Below are 17,597 nucleotides of genomic sequence, written 5' to 3'. Positions count from 1 at the left end.
CGGCATGCGTTTCCCGGGGGATCGGACGGGCGGGCGCGGACGTGTGCTGGCGGGCCTGGCGGCGCTGACCGTGGCCCTCGCGACGGTGGTCGCGCCGGGCTCGGGCGCGCTGGCCGCGCCGGTGACCGTCACCAACGGCACGCAGTTCGTCGACACGAGCGGCGCCGTGGTGCACGCGCACGGCGGCGGCGTCCTCAAGGTCGACAACTACTACTACTGGTTCGGCGAGAACCGGAACCCGGACAACACGTTCCGGGCGGTCTCCGTCTACCGCTCCACCGACCTGCGCACCTGGGAGTTCCGCAACAACGTGCTCACCCAGGCGTCGGCAAGCGAGCTGCAACGGGCCAACATCGAGCGGCCCAAGGTCGTCTACAACGCCGGCACCGGCCGGTTCGTGATGTGGATGCACAACGAGAACGGGTCCGACTACAACGAGGCGCGGGCCGCGGTCGCCTCGTCGGCGACCGTGGACGGCGCCTACACCTACCACGGCAGCTTCCGGCCGCTCGGGCAGCACATGTCGCGGGACATCACGCTCTACGACGACAACGGCACCGCGTACATGATCTCGGCCGCCAACGAGAACCGTGACCTGAACATCTACCGGCTCACCGCGGACTACCTGAACGTCGCCGGCCTGGTGGGCAACTTCTGGCCCGGCGCGACCCGCGAGGCGCCCGCGATGTTCAAGCGGGGCGGCACCTACTTCCTGCTGACCTCGGCGGCGACGGGCTGGAGCCCGAACCAGGCCCGGTACGCCACCGCGCCGAGCGTCTCGGGGCCGTGGACCGGCTGGACCGACGTGGGCAACGGCACCACGTTCGCCTCCCAGCCGGCCTTCGTGCTGCCGATCCAGGGCACGTCCACCACCAGCTACCTCTACCTGGGTGACCGTTGGGCGGGCGCGTGGGGCGGCCCGGTCAACGACTCGCAGTACGTGTGGCTGCCGATCACCTTCCCGACCGCCACCAGCATGAGCCTGACCTGGTATCCGACGGTCACCATCGACGCGGCCGCCGGAACTGTCGTCGGCAGCTCACCCACCCGCTACCGGATCACCGCCCGGCACAGCGGCCGGGTGCTGGACGTGATGGATCACTCCACCGCCAACAACGCCGAGGTCAAGCAGTGGGCGTGGAACGGCGGCGACAACCAGCGGTGGGAGTTCCAGGACGCCGGCGGCGGCGGGTTCCGGCTCGTCAACGCCAACAGCGGCAAGTGTCTGGACGTCGCGGGCGCATCCACCGCCGACGGCGCCAACATCATCCAGTACGCCTGCGGCGCCGGCGCCAACCAGCAGTGGCAGTGGGCCGCGACCGGCGGCTGGTTCCAGCTCCGGGCCCGGCACAGCGGCAAGTGCCTCGACGTGGTCAACGCCGGCACCGGCGACGGCGCGGACGTCCAGCAGTTCACCTGTGGCAGCGGCACCAACCAGCAGTGGTCGCGTACCCAGTCCTGACGGCGGACCGGAGCGGGGGGGGCCCCGCCCCCGCGGGGGCGGCCGCCCCCCGCGGCGGGTGGCAAAACCCCCCCAGTGGGAACCACACAAACACCAAGAGGGCCTCCCCCCCCACCCCCGTGGCCGCCGACCCCCACCGCGGCGGGGCGCGGGGCGGCGCCCCCCGCCGGGGGGGGGGGGCCCGCGCTCCCGTCGACGGGTGTCGAATTCCCCGCGTCTGGGTACCTCCCTGACCGTCATGCGCGGCCTCCGCGCCTGCATCAGGAGGTACCGAGGTGAACATTCTGTCCCGCCGGAACTCTCCGGCGCGCAGTACCGATGTGAACGGCGACGGAGTCGTGGACGCCCGCGACGAGAACCCGGTCGCGGACGGAACGGCCGGCCGACCGGTGGTGACCGACCGCGACGCGGCGCGGACCACGTACCGCAGCGACGCCACCGCCACCGAGGCGGAGCGTGCCGCCGACGCCGGGCGGCCCGTGGACGGGCGGGCCGGCGAGACCGGGCCGGTGACCGACGCCGGACGAGTGCCCGCGGACGGGCCGGCCGGTGGGACCGGACCCGTCGCCGACGGGCACGTCGAGACCGTGCCACGGACCGGTGAGGCGGAGCGGCGGGCGGCGCAGCGGGCCGCCTCGGCCCGGGCGGCGACCAGCCGGCCGGTGGACCGGAACGTGCGGCCCGTCGACCCGGAACCGACCCAGGACCGCACCGTCGACCTGAACGGGGACGGCCGACCGGACCGCGCCGCCGACCTCGACCGGGACGGCCGACCGGACCGCCCGGTCGACCTGGACCGGGACGGCCACGCGGACCGACCGGTCGACCTGGACCGGGACGGCCGTCCGGACGGGGCAGTCGACCCGGAGCTGACCAGGAAGCCGCGGGCGAGCCTGCTCGCCACGCTCGGTCTGATCGTCTCCGTGGTCGGCGCGCTCTTCGTGCTCTCCGGCACGCTCGCCGGCTACGGCATCGGGCTCGGCGCGGCCGGCGCGGTGCTCGCCGTGCTCGGTCTGATGGCCACCCGCCGCCGGCACGTGGCCGGCAAGTCGGACGCGCTGATCGGCATCGCGGTCGGTCTCGCCGCCGTGGTGCTGGGCGTGGTGGCGATGACCGGGCAGTTCGACTGGCCGACCACGGACGGCGAGTGGGTGAGCCGGTTCCGCGAGTGGCTTGACTCACAGTTTGTCGATCGATTCTGAGGGCACTTTCCGATTCGCCGGCAGCGACCGGCAGCCCGATCAAGCTCCGGTGGTTCACCGGGCAGTTCCGGTGGTTCACCGGCCGGGCAACACCCTTTCGGGGGGCGGCGATTCGCCGCCCCCCGAAGTGTTTCCCGGGGTCGACACAACGATCCTTCGGCTACCGGTCCCCAGACGCAACGATCCGCTGCTGAACGCAAGTTCCCACGGTGGAAGTCGACGCACCGGGCCGCATACGGTTGAGGCACGGCGCCAGCCCGTGGGCCGACCGTGGCCGGGCGCGCCCGACCCTGGGAGCACCACATGACGATGGACGCCACCCGCCAGCGCATCCTGATGTGCCGGCCGACGTACTTCGCCGTCGACTACGCGATCAACCCGTGGATGGACCCCACCGCCCCGGTCGACCCCGACCTGGCGATCCGGCAGTGGGAGCAGCTCCGCCAGACGTACGTCGACCTGGGCCACGAGGTCGAACTGATCGACCCGGTCCCCGGCCTGCCGGACATGGTCTTCGCGGCCAACGGCGGCACGGTGATCGACGGCAAGGCGATGGCGGTGCAGTTCCGCGACCCGCAGCGCGCCGACGAGGCACCCGCCTACCGCGCCTGGTTCGAGGCCGCCGGCTTCGAGATGTACGACCCGAAGCACGTCAACGAGGGTGAGGGCGACGTCCTGCTGGTCGGCGACCACCTGCTCGCCGGCACCGGGTTCCGCACCGCGCACGCCTCGCACGCGCAGCTCCAGGAGGTGTTCGGCTACCCGGTGGTGACCATGCAACTGGTCGACCCCCGCTTCTACCACCTGGACACCGCGCTCACCGTGCTCGACGAGCGGACCGTGGCCTACCTGCCTGAGGCGTTCTCCCCGGGCAGCCAGGCGGTGCTGCGCCGGCTCTTCCCGGACGCGATCCACGCCACCATGGCCGACGCCGAGGTGCTGGGCCTGAACGCGGTGAGCGACGGCCGGCACGTGGTGCTGCCGGCGCAGGCCACCGACCTGGCCGCGAAGCTGCGCGACCGGGGCTACGAGACAATCGGGATCGACCTGTCCGAGCTGCGCAAGGCCGGCGGCGGACCGAAGTGCTGCACGTTGCGACTCCGTCAGGGAAAGGCATTCAAGTGATCATCGACGACATGCTGCGGACGCCCTCCGCGGTCCGGGACGCGGAGCGCCACACGGCGCACAACTACCACCCGCTGCCCGTGGTGATCTCGTCGGCCGAGGGCGCCTGGCTCACCGACGTGGACGGCCGCCGCTACCTGGACTGCCTGGCGGGCTACTCGGCGCTGAACTTCGGCCACCGGCACCCGAAGCTGATCGAGGCCGCGCACGCGCAGCTCGACCGGCTCACGCTGACCAGCCGCGCGTTCATCCACGACCAGTTCGCCGACTTCTGCCGGGAGCTGGCCGCGCTCTGCGGCAAGGAGCTCGTGCTGCCGATGAACACCGGCGCCGAGGCGGTGGAGACCGGCATCAAGGTCGCCCGCAAGTGGGGCTACCAGGTCAAGGGCGTGGCCCCGGGCCAGGCCAACATCGTGGTGGCGGAGGGCAACTTCCACGGCCGCACCACCACCATCGTCAGCTTCTCCACCGACGAGGACGCGCGGGCCGACTTCGGGCCGTACACGCCGGGCTTCACCGTGGTCCCCTACGGCGACCTGGACGCGCTGGCCGCCGCGATCGACGAGAACACGGTGGCCGTGCTGCTGGAGCCGATCCAGGGCGAGCAGGGCGTCGTCGTACCGCCGGAGGGCTACCTGCCCGGCGTGCGCGAGGTCTGCACCGAGCGGAACGTGCTGTTCATCGCCGACGAGATCCAGTCCGGCCTGGGCCGCACCGGCGCGACGTTCGCCTGCGACCTGGAGAACGTCGTCCCGGACATGTACCTGCTGGGCAAGGCGCTCGGCGGCGGCATCGTGCCGGTCTCCGCGGTGGCCGCGAACGCCGACGTGCTCGGCGTGCTCCAGCCGGGCCAGCACGGCTCGACGTTCGGCGGCAACCCGCTGGCCTGCGCCGTCGCCACCGAGGTGGTCCGGCTGCTGGCGACCGGCGAGTTCCAGCGCCGCTCGGCCGAGCTGGGCGAGCGGCTGAAGGCCGGCCTGGAGGCGCTGCTCGGCAAGGGCCTCGTCGCCGTCCGGGTCCGCGGCCTCTGGGCCGGCGTCGACATCGACCCGGCGCTGATGAGCGGCCGGCAGGCCTGCGAGCGGCTGATGGAGCGCGGTGTGCTGGCCAAGGACACCCACGGCTCGACCATCCGGCTCGCCCCGCCGCTGGTGATCACCGAGGACGAGATCGACCACGCGGTCGCGCAGCTCGCCGCCGTGCTGGCCGGCTGACGCCGTACCCGAAGAAGGGCGCCGGGACCACGACGGTCCCGGCGCCCTCTCGCGTGTGCGGTCAGGGACGCGGCAGCCGCATCGCCATGGTCGGCGCCTCGGCCATCACCGAGTTCGGGGTGTACGTCGCGTCGCTCGTCGTGTCGGCGGCCCGCCCGATCTGCACGCCCGGGTAGAGCTCGATCAGGTCGCCCTCGCCGAGCGTCCGGGACTGCTGCGGCGGCAGCGGGATCCGCTCCGTCTCGACCATCGACCCGCCCGGGCGTACGCCGGAGCCGTTGGTGCTGGTGTCGGTGACCACCACCTCGCCCGCGCGGCCCAGGTCGAAGCGGACGTGGCTGCGGCTCACCCAGCGCCGCGCCTCGTCGTTGAGCCACTGGCCGAGCTGCACCCCGCCGGGCCCGTCCGGTGCCCGGCCGACCGCCACCGGCTCGGTCTCGGTGAGCACGAACCGCCGCCGCACCAGGCCGCCGATGCGCACCGCCAGCACCTCGCTGCGCGGGCGCTGGCCGGCGTCGGAGAGACGCGCGCCGTGCCGGGGGCAGGTCGGCGCGCCGGTGCGCAGCGTGGGCGGCGGCTGCTCGGACGGCGCCCGGTCGATCCCGGCCAGGTCGGCGAAGGCGCCACCGCCCCCGCCGCCGCCGAAGAGCGCGCAGCCCGGCTCCGGGCAGCGCCACTGCCGGGAGAGCAGCTTGACGCCGGCCGGCGAGCGGCTGCCGGTGACCGGGTCCTGGCCGCCGCCGACGTGCGCGATGAAGACCGGCCCGCCGGCGCCGGGGACCGGGGCGAGCACCCGGCCGGCCTGGCCGACCCACGGATAGCGGCCGACCAGCCCGTCGAGCCTCGCCCGGGTGAGCACCGGCAGGCCGAGCAGGTCGGCCACCTCCAGCATCCGGTCCCCCGGCTGGTCGAGCACCTCGACCAGGCCGTCGTCGGCCCAGCGGCGGACCACCATCCGCTCGTTGGAGGTCAGGTCGGCGTCGGAGAGCAGCGCCCGGTGCACGATCGCGTAGACCTGGACGCTGTCCTCACCGATCTGCCGGGACAGCGCGTCGATCACCATGCCGAGCCGCAAAAGGCTGGCCGGCCGGCCGCCGTCCAGGTTCTGCCACCGGATCACCTCGGCCAAGTCGACCACGGCCCGGGCCAGCGAGGGGTCGGTGCAGACCCGTCCCTCGATGGCGTCCAGCACCTTGCTGATCTCGAATCTCATGCCGCGCTCCGCACCATGTCGTGCCCGTCCACCATGCGACGACCCTACCGGCCGCCCCCGCCGGCGGCCTCCGGCGCACACCCACACCGGGCGGGGACGCCCCCCGACGCCCCCGCCCGGCCCGCCGCGCTCACCCCGCGCGCAGCGGTCGCCCCACGTCGTGCAGGTGCGCCAGCGCCTGCCGGTACGACTCGACAAGCCCGGTCTCCGCGTACGGGACGCCCTGCTCGGCGCAGTACGCCCGGACCAGCGGCTGGGCCCGGCGCAGGTTGGCGCGGGGCAGGTTCGGGAACAGGTGGTGCTCGATCTGGTAGTTGAGGCCGCCCAACGCCAGGTCGACGAACCGGCCACCCCGCACGTTGCGGGCGGTGAGCACCTGCTTGCGCAGGTAGTCGAGCTGGTCGTCGGCGGTGGGCATCGGCATGCCCTTGTGGTTGGGGGCGAACGCGCAGCCCATGTAGAGGCCGAAGAGTCCCTGGTGCACGGCGGCGAAGAGCAGCGCCCTGCCCGGCGACATCACCGCCAGCAGCAGGCCGACGTAGCCGACGACGTGCGCCGCGAGCAGCACCGCCTCCACGGCCCGGTGCCGCATCGGGACGCGCCACCGGCCGTCCGGCTCCCGGCCGGTCAACGCCCGGACGCTCGCCACGTGCAGCGCCAGCCCCTCCAGCAGCAGCATCGGGAAGAACAGCCAGGCCTGCCTGCGGGCCACCCACCGGCTCAGCCCCCGGGTCGCCCGCGCCTGCTCGTACGTCCAGACCAGCGCGCCGGCGCCGACGTCCGGGTCCTCGTCGGCGTGGTTCGGGTTGGCGTGGTGCCGGTTGTGCTTGTCCACCCACCAGCCGTAGCTGAGCCCGACGGCGAGGTTGCCGGCCACCAGGCCGGCCGCCTCGCTCGGGCCGCGCCGGCGGAACATCTGCCGGTGCCCGGCGTCGTGCCCGAGGAACGCGACCTGGGTGGTGGCCACCGCCATCACGACCGCCAGCGGGAGCTGCCACCAGGAGTCGCCGACGGCCGCCACCAGCGCCCACCCGGCCAGGAAGGCGCCCAGGGTGAGCGCGATGCGGACCGCGTAGCGGCCGGGCCGCCTGTCGAACAACCCCGCCTCGGCGACCCGGCGGGACAGGCGCGCGTAGTCACTGCCGCGCCGGGCGTTCGGTGCCGTCAACGTCGATGAACTCATGTCGCCCCCGGGGCCGCGAGCCGCGCTCCGGTAGGCGACTCTCCGTCACCAATCTTGGCAATCTGGATAGCGCTGGGTAATCCCGCCAGCCCCCGCGTTCGGGGTGGTGCTGCCCCTACCGCCGCGGTCAGGACGCCTGGCGGGCGGGTGCCTCGGCCGACCAGACGTCGGCCAGCTCGGCGAGCGGGACGTCTAGGGCCCGGCTGAGGCCGACCACGGTGCCGAACGCCGGCGCGGGCAGCCGACCCGCCTCGATCTTGCGCAGCGTCTCCGGGGAGATGCCGGCCGCCAGCGCCACCTCGACGAGGCTGCGGCCGGCCCGCGCGGACCGCAGGGCGGTGCCGAGACGCCGGCCGGCGGCGATCTGTTCGGGCGTCAGTGGCTGGCGAACCATGGCAGCAGGATATTCCCTCCGGGGCGCCCCGACCGGGCGTGGTATAAAAATACCGTGATTGAGCTCAAGTCCACCAACGAGATCGACCGCATGGCGGTGACCGGCCAGTTCGTCGGGGAACTGCTCGCCGAACTGAGCGGCGTCGCCGCGGTCGGCGTCAACCTGATGGACATCGAGCACCACGCCCGCCGGCGGATCGCCGAACGCGGCGCCGAGTCCTGCTACTGGGACTACTCCCCCTCGTTCGGCCGCGGTCCGTTCCGCAACGTGCTCTGCCTGTCGGTCAACGACGCGGTGCTGCACGGCCTGCCGCACGACTACGTGCTGCGCGACGGCGACCTGCTCAGCATCGACATGGCGGTCACCATCGACGGCTGGGCCGCCGACTCGGCGCTCTCCTTCGTCGTCGGCACCCCCGACCCGGCAGACCTGACGCTGATCGAGGCCACCGAGGTCGCGCTGGAGGCCGGCATCGCCGCCGCCCGACCCGGCGGTCGGCTCGGTGACGTCTCCGCCGCGATCGGCGAGGTCGCCCACTCCTACGGCTACCGCGTCAACGGCGAGTTCGGCGGCCACGGCATCGGCCGTACCATGCACGAGGCGCCGCACGTCGCCAACAGCGGCCGCCCCGGTCGGGGCATGAAGCTGACCCCCGGCCTCACCGTCGCCATCGAGCCCTGGCTGTGCCGTTCCACCGACGAGATCCGGGTCGACGACGACGGCTGGACCATCCGTTCCGCCGACGGCTCCCGGACCGCCCACTCCGAACACACCGTCGCGGTCACCGAGGCCGGCCCCCGGGTGCTGACCCGCCGCCCGGCCCCCGACCGCACCGGACAGCCGGCCGCGACCGCGTCCTGAGCTGACCCGGCCGCCGGACGCGGGGACCCGCCGCCCGGCCCGGCGGCTCAGCCGGCCGGGTGTCAGCTCAGCCGGGCGACGGCCGAGCGCAGCCGGGCCAGGTCCCGTCGCCGCCGCTCGTAGGTGGCCGCCAGGCCGATCAGCAGCAGTCCGCCCAGCCCCAGGAAGATCCAGCGGGGCAGCAGGTCCCAGCCCCGGGCCAGTTCGTGCAGCGCCAGCGGCACCAGCGTCGCCGCACCCAGCACCACCGGCGCCTGCCACCGCCGGACCGCCCCGCCGAGCACGGCGCCGAGCGCGACCGCGCCGAGCGCCAGCCGCCGTACCGGTTGCGGGTCCGGCGCGGCCAGCACCGAGACCAGGCTGGGCAGCAGCGCCGCGCCCAGCCCCGGGCCGAGCGCCAGCCAACTGGTCAGCCCCGGTCGGCGACGCAGCGCCAGCAGGCCGGCGCCGAGGGCGAGCAACGCCGCCGGCACCGTGTACGCCTCCAGCACCGCCACCTGACCGGCGGCCAGCAGCAGCCACCCGCCGAGCAGTTCGCTGCCCGCCGCGACCACCGCCAGACCGGTACGCCCGGCCGGCGTCTCCCCTCGACGCAGCACCCGCACCGCCACCGCCAGTCCCCACAGCACGCAGACTCCCGCCGCATACCGCAGCGCCCCACCCGCGAGCACCACCGCGAGAACCGCCCCCGCCTGGGCCACTCCCTCCAACACCCCCCAGCTCGTCGATCTGGGAGTTGTGGCGCCCAGGTTGCCGGGATCACGCCTTTCCCGACCGACCACACGTCCGAGATCGACGAGGCGAGGGGTGGACCGCAGGGTCGGGGCGGCGTGCAGGGTCAGCGTCGCGACGGCCAGGACCGTGAACGCGGCGGTACGCAGTGGCAGCCCGGCGGCCAGCGGGGCGGTGACCGCGAAGCCGGTGGCCGCCGAGACGCCGCCCAGCCAACCGGCGAGCCGGACGGCGACCGACCGGCCCGCCGCCCCCACCACGACTCCGGCCAGCACCAGTACGCCCAGCGCGACGAGCGTCCCGGCCCGGGTGGCGAGCAGCCCGGCGAACCCGAACCCGCCGAGCACCGCCCCGAGCGGCAGCAGCACCGCCGCCGCCACCGGCGGCACCCCGCCCGACCCCGTCGACGAGGCGAGCGTGCTCGCGCCCGCCGGCCGGAGCGCCCCCCAGCCCGCCAGCGCGACGGTGAGCAGCGCGGCGAGCCCGGTCCCGAACGCCACCGCCGGCACCACCGGCCAGGGCGCCCCGGCCGCGGCGAGCAGCACCGGCAGCGCCACCGCCCCGAACGGCAGCGCGGGCCACCACCAGCCGGAACCCCGGGTGTCCGCCGGAGCCCCGCGGCCCGCCCGGACCCGACCCGCCACCTCCCGAGCCGGGCTCACCACCGCCGTCGCGCCCGCCCCACCCCGAGCCGGATCAGCCAGGACCCGAGCCGGCTCCACCACCCGGGCCGGCCGCCTCGCCGCACGGGCGTATCCCGCCGCGACGACGCCGAGCAGCACCAGCACCAGTCCCGCGCGGCCCGCCCCCACCGGAACCGCCGTGCCCGGCGCCCCGGACCAGGGCCGCACCGGCAGGTTCCCGAGGACCGCCAGCGCGGCCGGGGCGGCGGCCAGCACCGCCAGGCCGGCCGACGCGACGCCGACCACCCGGGGCGCGACCGGCGGGCGGTTCCCGCCACCGGCGGCCAGCGCCAGCAGCGCGGCGGTCACGGCGTAGAGCGCCACCGGCTCCGCGCCGGAGGTGACCAGCGGCCCGAGGCCGATCCCGGCGAGTGCCGCCGCGAGCCCCGCCGAGGCGTACCCGCTCAGGTCCGGCCAGCGGCGGCGGACCGCGACGACGGCGATCACCGGCAGCACGACGGCGGCGGTCCCGCCCCGCGACTGCCACCAGGGCGGCGCGCCCAGGCCGAACAGCGCGACGACCACGGCCGCCGGTACGGCGAGCAGCGCCACGGCCAGCGCGACCCCGGCGACGACCGGCTGCGCCCCCGACCCGCGCCGGCCCAGCGCGGCCGCCGTCACGCCGAGCCCGGCGGTCACCGCGAGCACGGCACCGGCCCCGGCCGGCGCGGCGCAGCCGACAAGCAGCGCGTGCCCGGTCAGCAGCGCGGCGGTGGACGCGGCGACCGCCACCGCGAGCGGGCCCCGGCGCGGCCGGCGCACGGCGCCCAGCAGCAGCGCGGCGGCCACCGCGAGGTCGACGACCAGCACCACCGGCCAGGGCGTGTCCACCACGGCCGGCGCGGCGAACGCGGTCAGCCCGGCGGCGAGCGCCCCGACCAGCGGCCGGGCGGCCCGGGGCGCCAGCAGCACCAGCGCGGCGGCGACGAGCAGCAACGCCGACGGCAACTGCCAGCCCCAGGACGGCGCCGGCACCGCCCGGCCGCCCTGCCAGGCCGGGAACGCGGCGATCGCGGTCGCGGCGGCGACCAGGCCGGTCAGCACCGTGGCGACCGCCCCCAGGCCGGCCGCCACGGTGAGCGCCCCGAACCGGGGCCCGGTGCGCACCCGGCTCGGCAGCGCCCGGACCGCGCCGGCCAGCGTCGCCGCCACCAGCCCGGCCGCGACCAGCAGCAGCCCGGGACGCTCGGCGGCGACCGGGCGCACCAGCGCGGCGGCGAGCACCGGCACCAGCAGGCCGGTGGCCGCCGCGCGGAGCACCCGGCCACCGGCCGCGAACGCGCCCACCACCAGAGCCGACGCCACCACCAGCAACGGGCCGCCGGCCAACAGCCCGGTGCCGGCGGCGCGCCCGACGGCCAGCGGCACCAGCGCACAGCCGGCCGCCAGGGCCAGCGCCACGCCGTACCCGAGCCAGCCGAGCACCGTCCCGGCCCGCACCGCCACCGGCGCCGCGTCGCCCCCTCGCGACGCGCCGCCGGTGGCCCGGCGCCGCAGGACGACCACCACCACGAGGTCGCCCAGCGCCAGCGCGGTCAGGACCAGCGCCCAACCGGCCGCCGTCGGTTCGGCCGCCGCCACGGCCAGCGGCAGCGCGGGCTGCGCGGCCAGCCACGCCGCGAACCACGGCGCGGTGAGCCGGCTCAGCCGCGCGTAGCCGGCCGCCACCGCCGCGCTCCCGGTCGCGACCAGCGCCGCGTACCGGCTGCCCGGCCAGCCGGCCACCCCGAACAGGTTCACCGACCAGGCCGCGTACCCGTCGAGGAGCACCAGGAGCAGGCCCACCGCGGCGATCGTCTCGGCGGTGCCGCGCAGCCCGCGCGCCCGGGCCAGCAGCGGCGCGGCGAGCGCCAGGACGGTGACGGCGAGCAGGATCAGCGCCCGGCCGGCCACCCCGAACGCGGCCCAGGCGACCGCGGTGAAGACCACCGCGGCGGCGCCCAGCAGCAGTCCACCGAGGACGAAGAGCAGGCCCTGCACCGCGCGGGCGGAGGTCTCCGCGCCGCCCGGGCGCGCCGGCCCGGCCACCGGCGGCCCCGGACGCACCGGCATCGGCACCGGCACGGCCGCCGGGCGCGGGGCGGGGATCTCCGCCCGGATCCGCGCGGCCAGCTCCGCCCGCCGCTGCCGGACCGTGGACAGCCGGCCGGCCAGTTCCTGGTACGCGAGCCGGGCCGCGTCCACCCGCGGGGCCAGCGCGGTGATCTCCCGGTCCAGCCGCACCACCTCGGCCGCGGGCGGGTACGGCGGGCGGCCGCAGGTGCGGCAGCCGACCACGAGGTCGGCCGGTGCGCCGCAGCCGGGGCAGGGGTAGCCGGTGTTCTCCACCCCGCCAGCCTCACCGACGGCGCGGTGGGCGGACAGAGTAGGCGTACCTAGGGTCGGGTGTGCTCGCGTACCCAGGCGGTGTAGTCGGGGTTGCCGCTGTCCTCCCGGCTGACCAGGATCTCCGGCACCTCGTACGGGTGGCTGGCGCGGAGCTGGTCGACGAGCGCGTCCACCCGGTCCGGCATGGTCTTGAACCGTACCGACCACTCGGCGGTGGTCTGGATCGCCGACTGCCACCAGTAGGTGCTGTCCACCGGCCCGCCGACCTGGGCACACGCCGCCAGGCGGCCGGCGACGGCCGCGGCCGCCAACACGTCCGCCACCCGGCGGGCGTCCACCACCGTCGTCACCACGCAGATCTGCTCCACCAGCGCACCCTACGCGGCGACCCGGCCGGCACGCCGGAAGCGGGCGCGAAAGCCGCTCAGGAGTCGGCCGCGCCGTCCCGGTTCGCCGCGACCCACCTGTCGATCCGCGCCCACCAGTCGAACAGCCAGTCGATGCGTTCCTGCTCGCCGGCCGGGATCTCCTCCGGCGGCACCGACCAGAACCGCATCACGATCCGCTTGTCCATCGGCAGTTCCCGCCACACGTCCGCGACGGTGAGCATCTGGTCCAGGCCGGTGTGCGCCACGAAGATCACCCCGGCGTCCGGCGCGGCGTCGAGCGCGGCGAGCAGCCCGCCCGGCTGCGGCGCGAGCACGTGCTGCATCCGCTCGGCACGCAGCGCCATCCGCTCCAGGCCGAGCCCGCGCAGCTTGGCGATCGCGCGCAGCCGGCGCGACGGGGTGAAGTTGCCGCCCTCCGGGAAGATCACGAAGGCGTCGTCGTCGTCCAGGCCGGTGGCCAGGTGACCGATCTGCCGCACCGCCGAGTCCCGGCCGTCCGGTCCGGGCGCGATGAACCGGTTGGGCAGCCGGTTGAGCAGCACGTCGATGGCCGGGTCCCACTGGAGGCTCTCCTTGAGCACGATCCGGGGCTCGCGGTGGAACCAGTTCACCAGCGCGTGGATCAGGATGAACGAGTCGCCCGGCCCGGCGTGCCGGCAGAGCACCAGCTCGGGCCGGCCGGGCAGCGCGGTGTCCGGGTCTGTGCCGACCACGTCGATGCTCAGCCGGAGCGTCCACCGGGCCTGCCAGAACAGCACCCGCAGGAATCGGCCGGCGACCACGTAGTGGGCCCGCTGGAAGGCCGGCGACCGCTTGTGCCGGCCGAACCCGGAGGCCAGCCAGAGCACGAAGAGGGTGAGCAGGGCGGCGGCGTCCCAGACCAGGTAGACGGCGCCGATCCAGAGCAGCCGCAGCGGTCGCAGCCGCCCCGGCACCAGCGGCGACGCGGCCAGCGCCAGCAGCGCCCAGCCGGGCAGCGTGATCACCACGGCGACGGCGAGCAGCACGACGCCGGGCGCGAACAGCAGCCGGCGTACCCAGCGGGGTGGCAGCGGCATCAGTGGTCCAGGGCGGTGTCCAGGTAGCGGCGGGAGGCGGTGTACGCCCGGCTGATCCGCCGCCCCACCGCTGCCATGTCCCGGTAGGCCCACGGGCTGTCGTCGCGCGGGTCCAGCCCGCCGGTCGGCAGCACGTGCACCTCGACGCCGTCGGGCAGCGCCGCCATCTCCCGGGCGAACCGGTGCCGCCGGGCGATCTCGAACGCGACCTGGGCGATCTCCCAGGGCCGGCGCGGCGGGCTCAGCTCGCGTTCGATGCGGCCCACCTGGAGGACGAAGATCCGGGTCGCCCCGGCGGCCACCGCCTCGCCCACCGGGATCGAGTTGACCACCCCGCCGTCGATGTAGTGCTGGCCGGCGATCTGGGCCGGCGGCAGCAGCCCGGGCACCGAGGCGGACGCGAGCACCGCCGGCACCACCGGCCCGGCGGAGAACCAGTGTTCGGCGGCGCGTTCGATGTTCGCCGCGCAGCAGCGGAACGGCACGGCCAGGTCGGCGAACGTGGTCGCCTCGCCCAGCTCGATCTCCAGCAGCCGGCGCAGCGGGCGCGGCGAGTGCAGGTGGGTCCGCGCGGCGAACCGGCGCAGTTGCCGGGCGACCGAGTCGCCGTAGACCTCGCTCGCCTCCGGGGAGGCCCACAGCCGGACCAGCCGGTCGGTGACCGCCTCGGTCGGGTCGGCGGCGACCAGGGCGCCGTTGACCGCGCCGATCGACGTGCCGAGCACCAGGTCGGGGCGGATCCGGGCGCGGAACAGGGCCCGCAGCATGCCCACCTCGACCGCGCCCAGCACTCCCCCGCCGCCGAGCACGAACGCCACCGGACCGCCTGCCATGTCGTTCATCCTGGCACGCGGGCAGCGGTCGGGCCCGTCCGTGCCACCGGACCGGGCGCCCGGTCACGCCGTGCCATCGCGGCGGCGCGCAGCGCCACCGCGGATCGACGCCCGTTGACAGGCCGGACACATTCCCGCAACCTTGGTAGCGCTCCCGAGCCCAGGGCAGGTGCGAGGTGATGGCGACACTCCAGGGCGGCCGCCTGCTGGCCCGGCGGTACCGGCTCATCGACCGGATCGGCGCCGGCGGCATGTCGGTGATCTGGCGGGCCCGCGACGAGGTCCTCGACCGGGTCGTGGCGGTGAAGGTCCTCGCCCCCTCGCTCGCCGCCGACGCCCGGTTCCGCGACATGGTGCGCGAGGAGGCCCGCTCCGCCGCCCAACTCGACCACCCGCACGTGACCGCCGTGCACGACTACGGCGAGACCGTCGCCCCGGACGGCTCGATCACCTCGTTCGTGGTGATGGAGCTGCTCAGCGGCGAGGAGCTGGAGCACCGGCTGACCGAGGGCCCGCTGCCCTGGCCGGCGGCGGTGGAGACGGGCGCGCAGGTGGCCGAGGCGCTGGCCGCGGCGCACCGGCTCGGCATCGTGCACCGCGACGTCACCCCGGCCAACGTGATGATGACGCCGGTCGGCGCGAAGGTGCTCGACTTCGGCATCGCCACCCGGGTCGGCGCGCCGGACGAGGACGAGGACGGCGGCACGTTCGGCACCCCGGCGTACGTGGCGCCGGAGCGGCTGGACGGCGCACCGACCCAGCCGGCCACCGACGTCTACTCGCTGGGCGTGCTGCTGTTCGAGACGCTGACCGGCCAGCCGCCGTACCCGGCGGACACCTGGGAGCAGCTCAGCGCCGCGCTGGCGGAGAGCCCGCCGCCCACGCTGGACGGCGTACCCGGGCTGCCCCGGCCGGTCGCGAACGTCTGCCTGCGCTGCCTGTCCCGCGATCCGCGGCAGCGGCCCAGCGCGCACCGGGTGGCGGCCGTGCTGCGCGACCAGTTGCTGCCCGCCGACCCGCAGGCGACCACCATGCTGGCGCCGACGATGACGTTGCCCGCGCTGACGTCCGCGCCGACCCGTCCGGCGACGGCCACGCCGGCGCGGCGGCGGGCTCTGGTGCTGGCCGGCGCCGGCGTGGCGCTTGTCGCCGCCGGCGCGCTGCTCGCGCCGGTGCTGACCCCGGACCGGCCGAGCCACCCGCGGGTGCTGCCCACCGCCGGGCCGGTGGAGGCGTCCACCGGGGCGTCGTCCCCGGCCGGGGAGCCGACCGGCGCCGCGCCGGCCGCGCCGACCGGCGGACCCGCCACCGCCGCGCCGACCGCGTCGGCAGGGGAACCGGCCGACGCGGCCGAGCGGGTGGACGGGCTGATCGCGGCGGGGCTGGCGGAGGGCGCGATCCGCGAGGACGTCGGGGTGGACCTGCGCAACCTGCTGCGCAACGCGGTGGCCGCGCCCGACGAGGGGGCGGTGACCGTCGCCGTGGACCGGCTCCGCGGCAAGATCGTCGAGCGTCGGCGCGAGGGCAGCATCACCCCCGGGTACGCGCGACAGCTCGACGCCGCCGCGGCGGCGCTGGTGGCGGGGCAGACCTGACGCCTGTCAACCGGCGAGCGGGACGGCCGTCCGGGGAACGTCCGCCGTCGCCCGTCCGGCCAGGAACCCCCGGTAGACCGCCTCGTGGTCGGCGGCCATCCGCTCGACCGAGAAGTTCCGCGCCACGTGCGCGACACAGTCGGCGGGGTCCAGGTCGGCCGCCGCGCGCAACGCCGCCGGTAACTCGTCCGCGTGCTCGCAGACCAGCCCGGTGATCCCGGGACGGACCAGCTCCGGCACCGCCCCGCGGCGCAGCGCCACCACCGGCGTGCCGGTCGCCATGGCCTCCACCATCACCATGCCGAACGGCTCCGCCCACTGGATCGGCATGACCAGGCAGCGGGCGTCGAGCAGCAGCCGCAGCACGGTGTCGCGGTCCGCGTTCACCACCAGGTCGACGTCGTCGCCGAGCAGCGGCTCCACCACCTGTTCGAGATAGCGGCGTTCGGCCGGCTCGTGGCACTTGCCCGCCAGGGTGAGCGGCAGGCCGGCCGCCCGGCAGGCCCGGATCGCCACGTCGGGCCCCTTGTCCGGGCTGAACCGGGCGAGCCAGAGCACCGGGCCGGCGCCCGGCGCCCGCTTGCGGGGGAAGTCCCGCAGCGGCATCGCGTTGTGCACCGTGCCGACCCACGGCAGTCCGGGGTTGGCCCGGCGCTGGGCGTGCGAGATCGCGATCAGGCCGACCCCCCGGTCGGTGTTGCTGAGCACGGTGCCGTACTCGCCGACCGGGTTGCCGTGCACCGTGGCCACGGTGGGCACCCGGCGCCGGCCGGCCACCAGCGGGCCGATGGTGGTGTGGTCGTGCACCAGGTCGAAGTCGGCCGGGTCGACCAGCCGGTCCACGTGCGCCAGGTGGGCCAGTTCGGGCAGCGACTCGCCCATCCGGTCGTACTGCAGCTCGGCGCAGGTGGAGACGAACTCGGCGGCGGTGCCGTGCTCGGTGCCGGCGCCGAACAGCGTCACCGCGTGCCCGCGGTCGATCAACGCGTCGACCAGCCCGGCCACCAGGGTCTCCAGGCCGCCGTAGCCGGGCGGCGGCACGGACAGCCACGGCGGGACCACCATCGCGATCCGGAGGGGCCCGGCTCGCACGTGCTCCGGCGGCGGCTGGTTCACGGCCACGAGTCCCTCCCCGCTGGTCCCCCGGCGTACCCGATCGGCGACGGGTTCCCGAGGCGGCCCGCGGTAAACGGCGGTGCTCCGGAGACGAAGAGGGGCGGGGGGGGGGGGGGGCGGCCCCCCCCACCCCCCCCAGCCGGCCCCCCCGCGCGGGGGGGTTTGTGTGTAGGAGTGGTATCCGTAGCAGCCACCATCGCAAGAGGGCG

Annotated in this window: 14 protein-coding genes; 6 read left to right on the top strand and 8 right to left on the bottom strand. The window is 75.8% G+C overall.

Features of this window, described 5'->3' with window-relative positions:
* The first annotated feature begins 4 nt into the window (after window positions 1-4).
* From ACIA5A_RS02875 to rocD, 4 genes are all read left to right on the top strand, one after another.
* A complete protein-coding gene (locus tag ACIA5A_RS02875; RefSeq protein WP_396755738.1) occupies window positions 5-1,462 on the top strand; it encodes an RICIN domain-containing protein in 1,458 nt (485 codons plus the stop codon).
* Window positions 1,463-1,782: 320 nt separating this feature from the next.
* Window positions 1,783-2,664 carry a thrombospondin gene (locus ACIA5A_RS02870; RefSeq protein WP_396755736.1) on the top strand — a complete coding sequence of 294 codons (882 nt, stop codon included), beginning with the start codon at window positions 1,783-1,785 and terminating at the stop codon, window positions 2,662-2,664.
* Between the two features lie 309 nt (window positions 2,665-2,973).
* Window positions 2,974-3,789 (top strand): dimethylargininase, encoded by an 816-nt coding sequence (gene ddaH / locus ACIA5A_RS02865; protein WP_396755854.1) that lies wholly within the window; start codon window positions 2,974-2,976, stop codon window positions 3,787-3,789.
* Window positions 3,789-5,003 carry an ornithine--oxo-acid transaminase gene (gene rocD / locus ACIA5A_RS02860; protein WP_396755852.1) on the top strand — a complete coding sequence of 405 codons (1,215 nt, stop codon included), beginning with the start codon at window positions 3,789-3,791 and terminating at the stop codon, window positions 5,001-5,003. Before ddaH ends, rocD begins: the two co-directional genes overlap by 1 nt.
* A gap of 61 nt (window positions 5,004-5,064) precedes the next feature.
* Here the strand turns inward: rocD and ACIA5A_RS02855 are convergent, their stop codons facing one another.
* The 3 genes from ACIA5A_RS02855 to ACIA5A_RS02845 all read right to left on the bottom strand — a co-directional run bounded on the left by ACIA5A_RS02855 (window position 5,065) and on the right by ACIA5A_RS02845 (window position 7,793).
* Entirely contained in the window at window positions 5,065-6,216 is a 1,152-nt protein-coding gene (locus tag ACIA5A_RS02855; RefSeq protein WP_396755734.1) for an FHA domain-containing protein, read from the bottom strand.
* Window positions 6,217-6,346: 130 nt separating this feature from the next.
* Window positions 6,347-7,399: a fatty acid desaturase family protein gene (locus tag ACIA5A_RS02850; protein WP_396755732.1), complete on the bottom strand. Its 1,053-nt coding sequence runs from the start codon at window positions 7,397-7,399 to the stop codon at window positions 6,347-6,349.
* A 127-nt stretch (window positions 7,400-7,526) separates the two neighbouring features.
* Window positions 7,527-7,793, bottom strand: a complete 267-nt coding sequence (locus ACIA5A_RS02845) for a helix-turn-helix domain-containing protein (RefSeq protein WP_396755730.1) — start codon at window positions 7,791-7,793, stop codon at window positions 7,527-7,529.
* A gap of 54 nt (window positions 7,794-7,847) precedes the next feature.
* On the opposite strand from ACIA5A_RS02845, the gene map reads away from it, so the two are divergent.
* Window positions 7,848-8,654, top strand: a complete 807-nt coding sequence (gene map, locus ACIA5A_RS02840) for a type I methionyl aminopeptidase (protein ID WP_396755728.1) — start codon at window positions 7,848-7,850, stop codon at window positions 8,652-8,654.
* 62 nt (window positions 8,655-8,716) lie between these two features.
* On the opposite strand, the gene ACIA5A_RS02835 is transcribed toward map, so the two are convergent.
* From ACIA5A_RS02835 to ACIA5A_RS02820, 4 genes are read right to left on the bottom strand one after another with little or no spacing between them, the layout of a single operon-like run.
* Window positions 8,717-12,397: an SCO7613 C-terminal domain-containing membrane protein gene (locus ACIA5A_RS02835; protein ID WP_396755726.1), complete on the bottom strand. Its 3,681-nt coding sequence runs from the start codon at window positions 12,395-12,397 to the stop codon at window positions 8,717-8,719.
* Window positions 12,398-12,444: 47 nt separating this feature from the next.
* Window positions 12,445-12,765, bottom strand: a complete 321-nt coding sequence (gene cutA / locus ACIA5A_RS02830; RefSeq protein ID WP_396755724.1) for a divalent-cation tolerance protein CutA — start codon at window positions 12,763-12,765, stop codon at window positions 12,445-12,447.
* Between the two features lie 56 nt (window positions 12,766-12,821).
* A complete protein-coding gene (locus ACIA5A_RS02825; protein ID WP_396755722.1) occupies window positions 12,822-13,844 on the bottom strand; it encodes a 1-acyl-sn-glycerol-3-phosphate acyltransferase in 1,023 nt (340 codons plus the stop codon).
* Window positions 13,844-14,677, bottom strand: a complete 834-nt coding sequence (locus tag ACIA5A_RS02820; protein ID WP_396755720.1) for a patatin-like phospholipase family protein — start codon at window positions 14,675-14,677, stop codon at window positions 13,844-13,846. The genes ACIA5A_RS02825 and ACIA5A_RS02820 overlap by 1 nt, the downstream gene beginning before the upstream one ends.
* A 179-nt stretch (window positions 14,678-14,856) precedes the next feature.
* Between ACIA5A_RS02820 and ACIA5A_RS02815 the strand changes: the two genes are divergently transcribed.
* A complete protein-coding gene (locus tag ACIA5A_RS02815) occupies window positions 14,857-16,272 on the top strand; it encodes a protein kinase (protein WP_396755718.1) in 1,416 nt (471 codons plus the stop codon).
* Between the two features lie 6 nt (window positions 16,273-16,278).
* On the opposite strand, the gene ACIA5A_RS02810 is transcribed toward ACIA5A_RS02815, so the two are convergent.
* Window positions 16,279-17,337 carry a glycosyltransferase family 4 protein gene (locus ACIA5A_RS02810; protein WP_396755851.1) on the bottom strand — a complete coding sequence of 353 codons (1,059 nt, stop codon included), beginning with the start codon at window positions 17,335-17,337 and terminating at the stop codon, window positions 16,279-16,281.
* Between the last annotated feature and the right edge of the window lie 260 nt (window positions 17,338-17,597).

The organism is Micromonospora sp. NPDC051300 (genome assembly GCF_044455315.1).
In the GTDB taxonomy this organism is placed as follows: domain Bacteria; phylum Actinomycetota; class Actinomycetes; order Mycobacteriales; family Micromonosporaceae; genus Micromonospora; species Micromonospora robiginosa.
Note: the sequence above shows the minus strand (reverse complement) of the source record. Positions and strands in the feature narration are given on the sequence as shown.

Bases quoted from the DNA above. Each gene is read 5' to 3' on its own strand.
- ACIA5A_RS02825 (WP_396755722.1), bottom strand. From the start codon at position 13,844: ATGCCGCTGCCACCCCGCTGGGTACGCCGGCTGCTGTTCGCGCCCGGC.
- ddaH (WP_396755854.1), top strand. From the start codon at position 2,974: ATGGACGCCACCCGCCAGCGCATCCTGATGTGCCGGCCGACGTACTTC.
- ACIA5A_RS02875 (WP_396755738.1), top strand. From the start codon at position 5: ATGCGTTTCCCGGGGGATCGGACGGGCGGGCGCGGACGTGTGCTGGCG.
- ACIA5A_RS02845 (WP_396755730.1), bottom strand. From the start codon at position 7,793: ATGGTTCGCCAGCCACTGACGCCCGAACAGATCGCCGCCGGCCGGCGT.
- ACIA5A_RS02815 (WP_396755718.1), top strand. From the start codon at position 14,857: ATGGCGACACTCCAGGGCGGCCGCCTGCTGGCCCGGCGGTACCGGCTC.
- ACIA5A_RS02855 (WP_396755734.1), bottom strand. From the start codon at position 6,216: ATGAGATTCGAGATCAGCAAGGTGCTGGACGCCATCGAGGGACGGGTC.
- ACIA5A_RS02850 (WP_396755732.1), bottom strand. From the start codon at position 7,399: ATGAGTTCATCGACGTTGACGGCACCGAACGCCCGGCGCGGCAGTGAC.
- ACIA5A_RS02810 (WP_396755851.1), bottom strand. From the start codon at position 17,337: ATGGTGGTCCCGCCGTGGCTGTCCGTGCCGCCGCCCGGCTACGGCGGC.
- ACIA5A_RS02820 (WP_396755720.1), bottom strand. From the start codon at position 14,677: ATGGCAGGCGGTCCGGTGGCGTTCGTGCTCGGCGGCGGGGGAGTGCTG.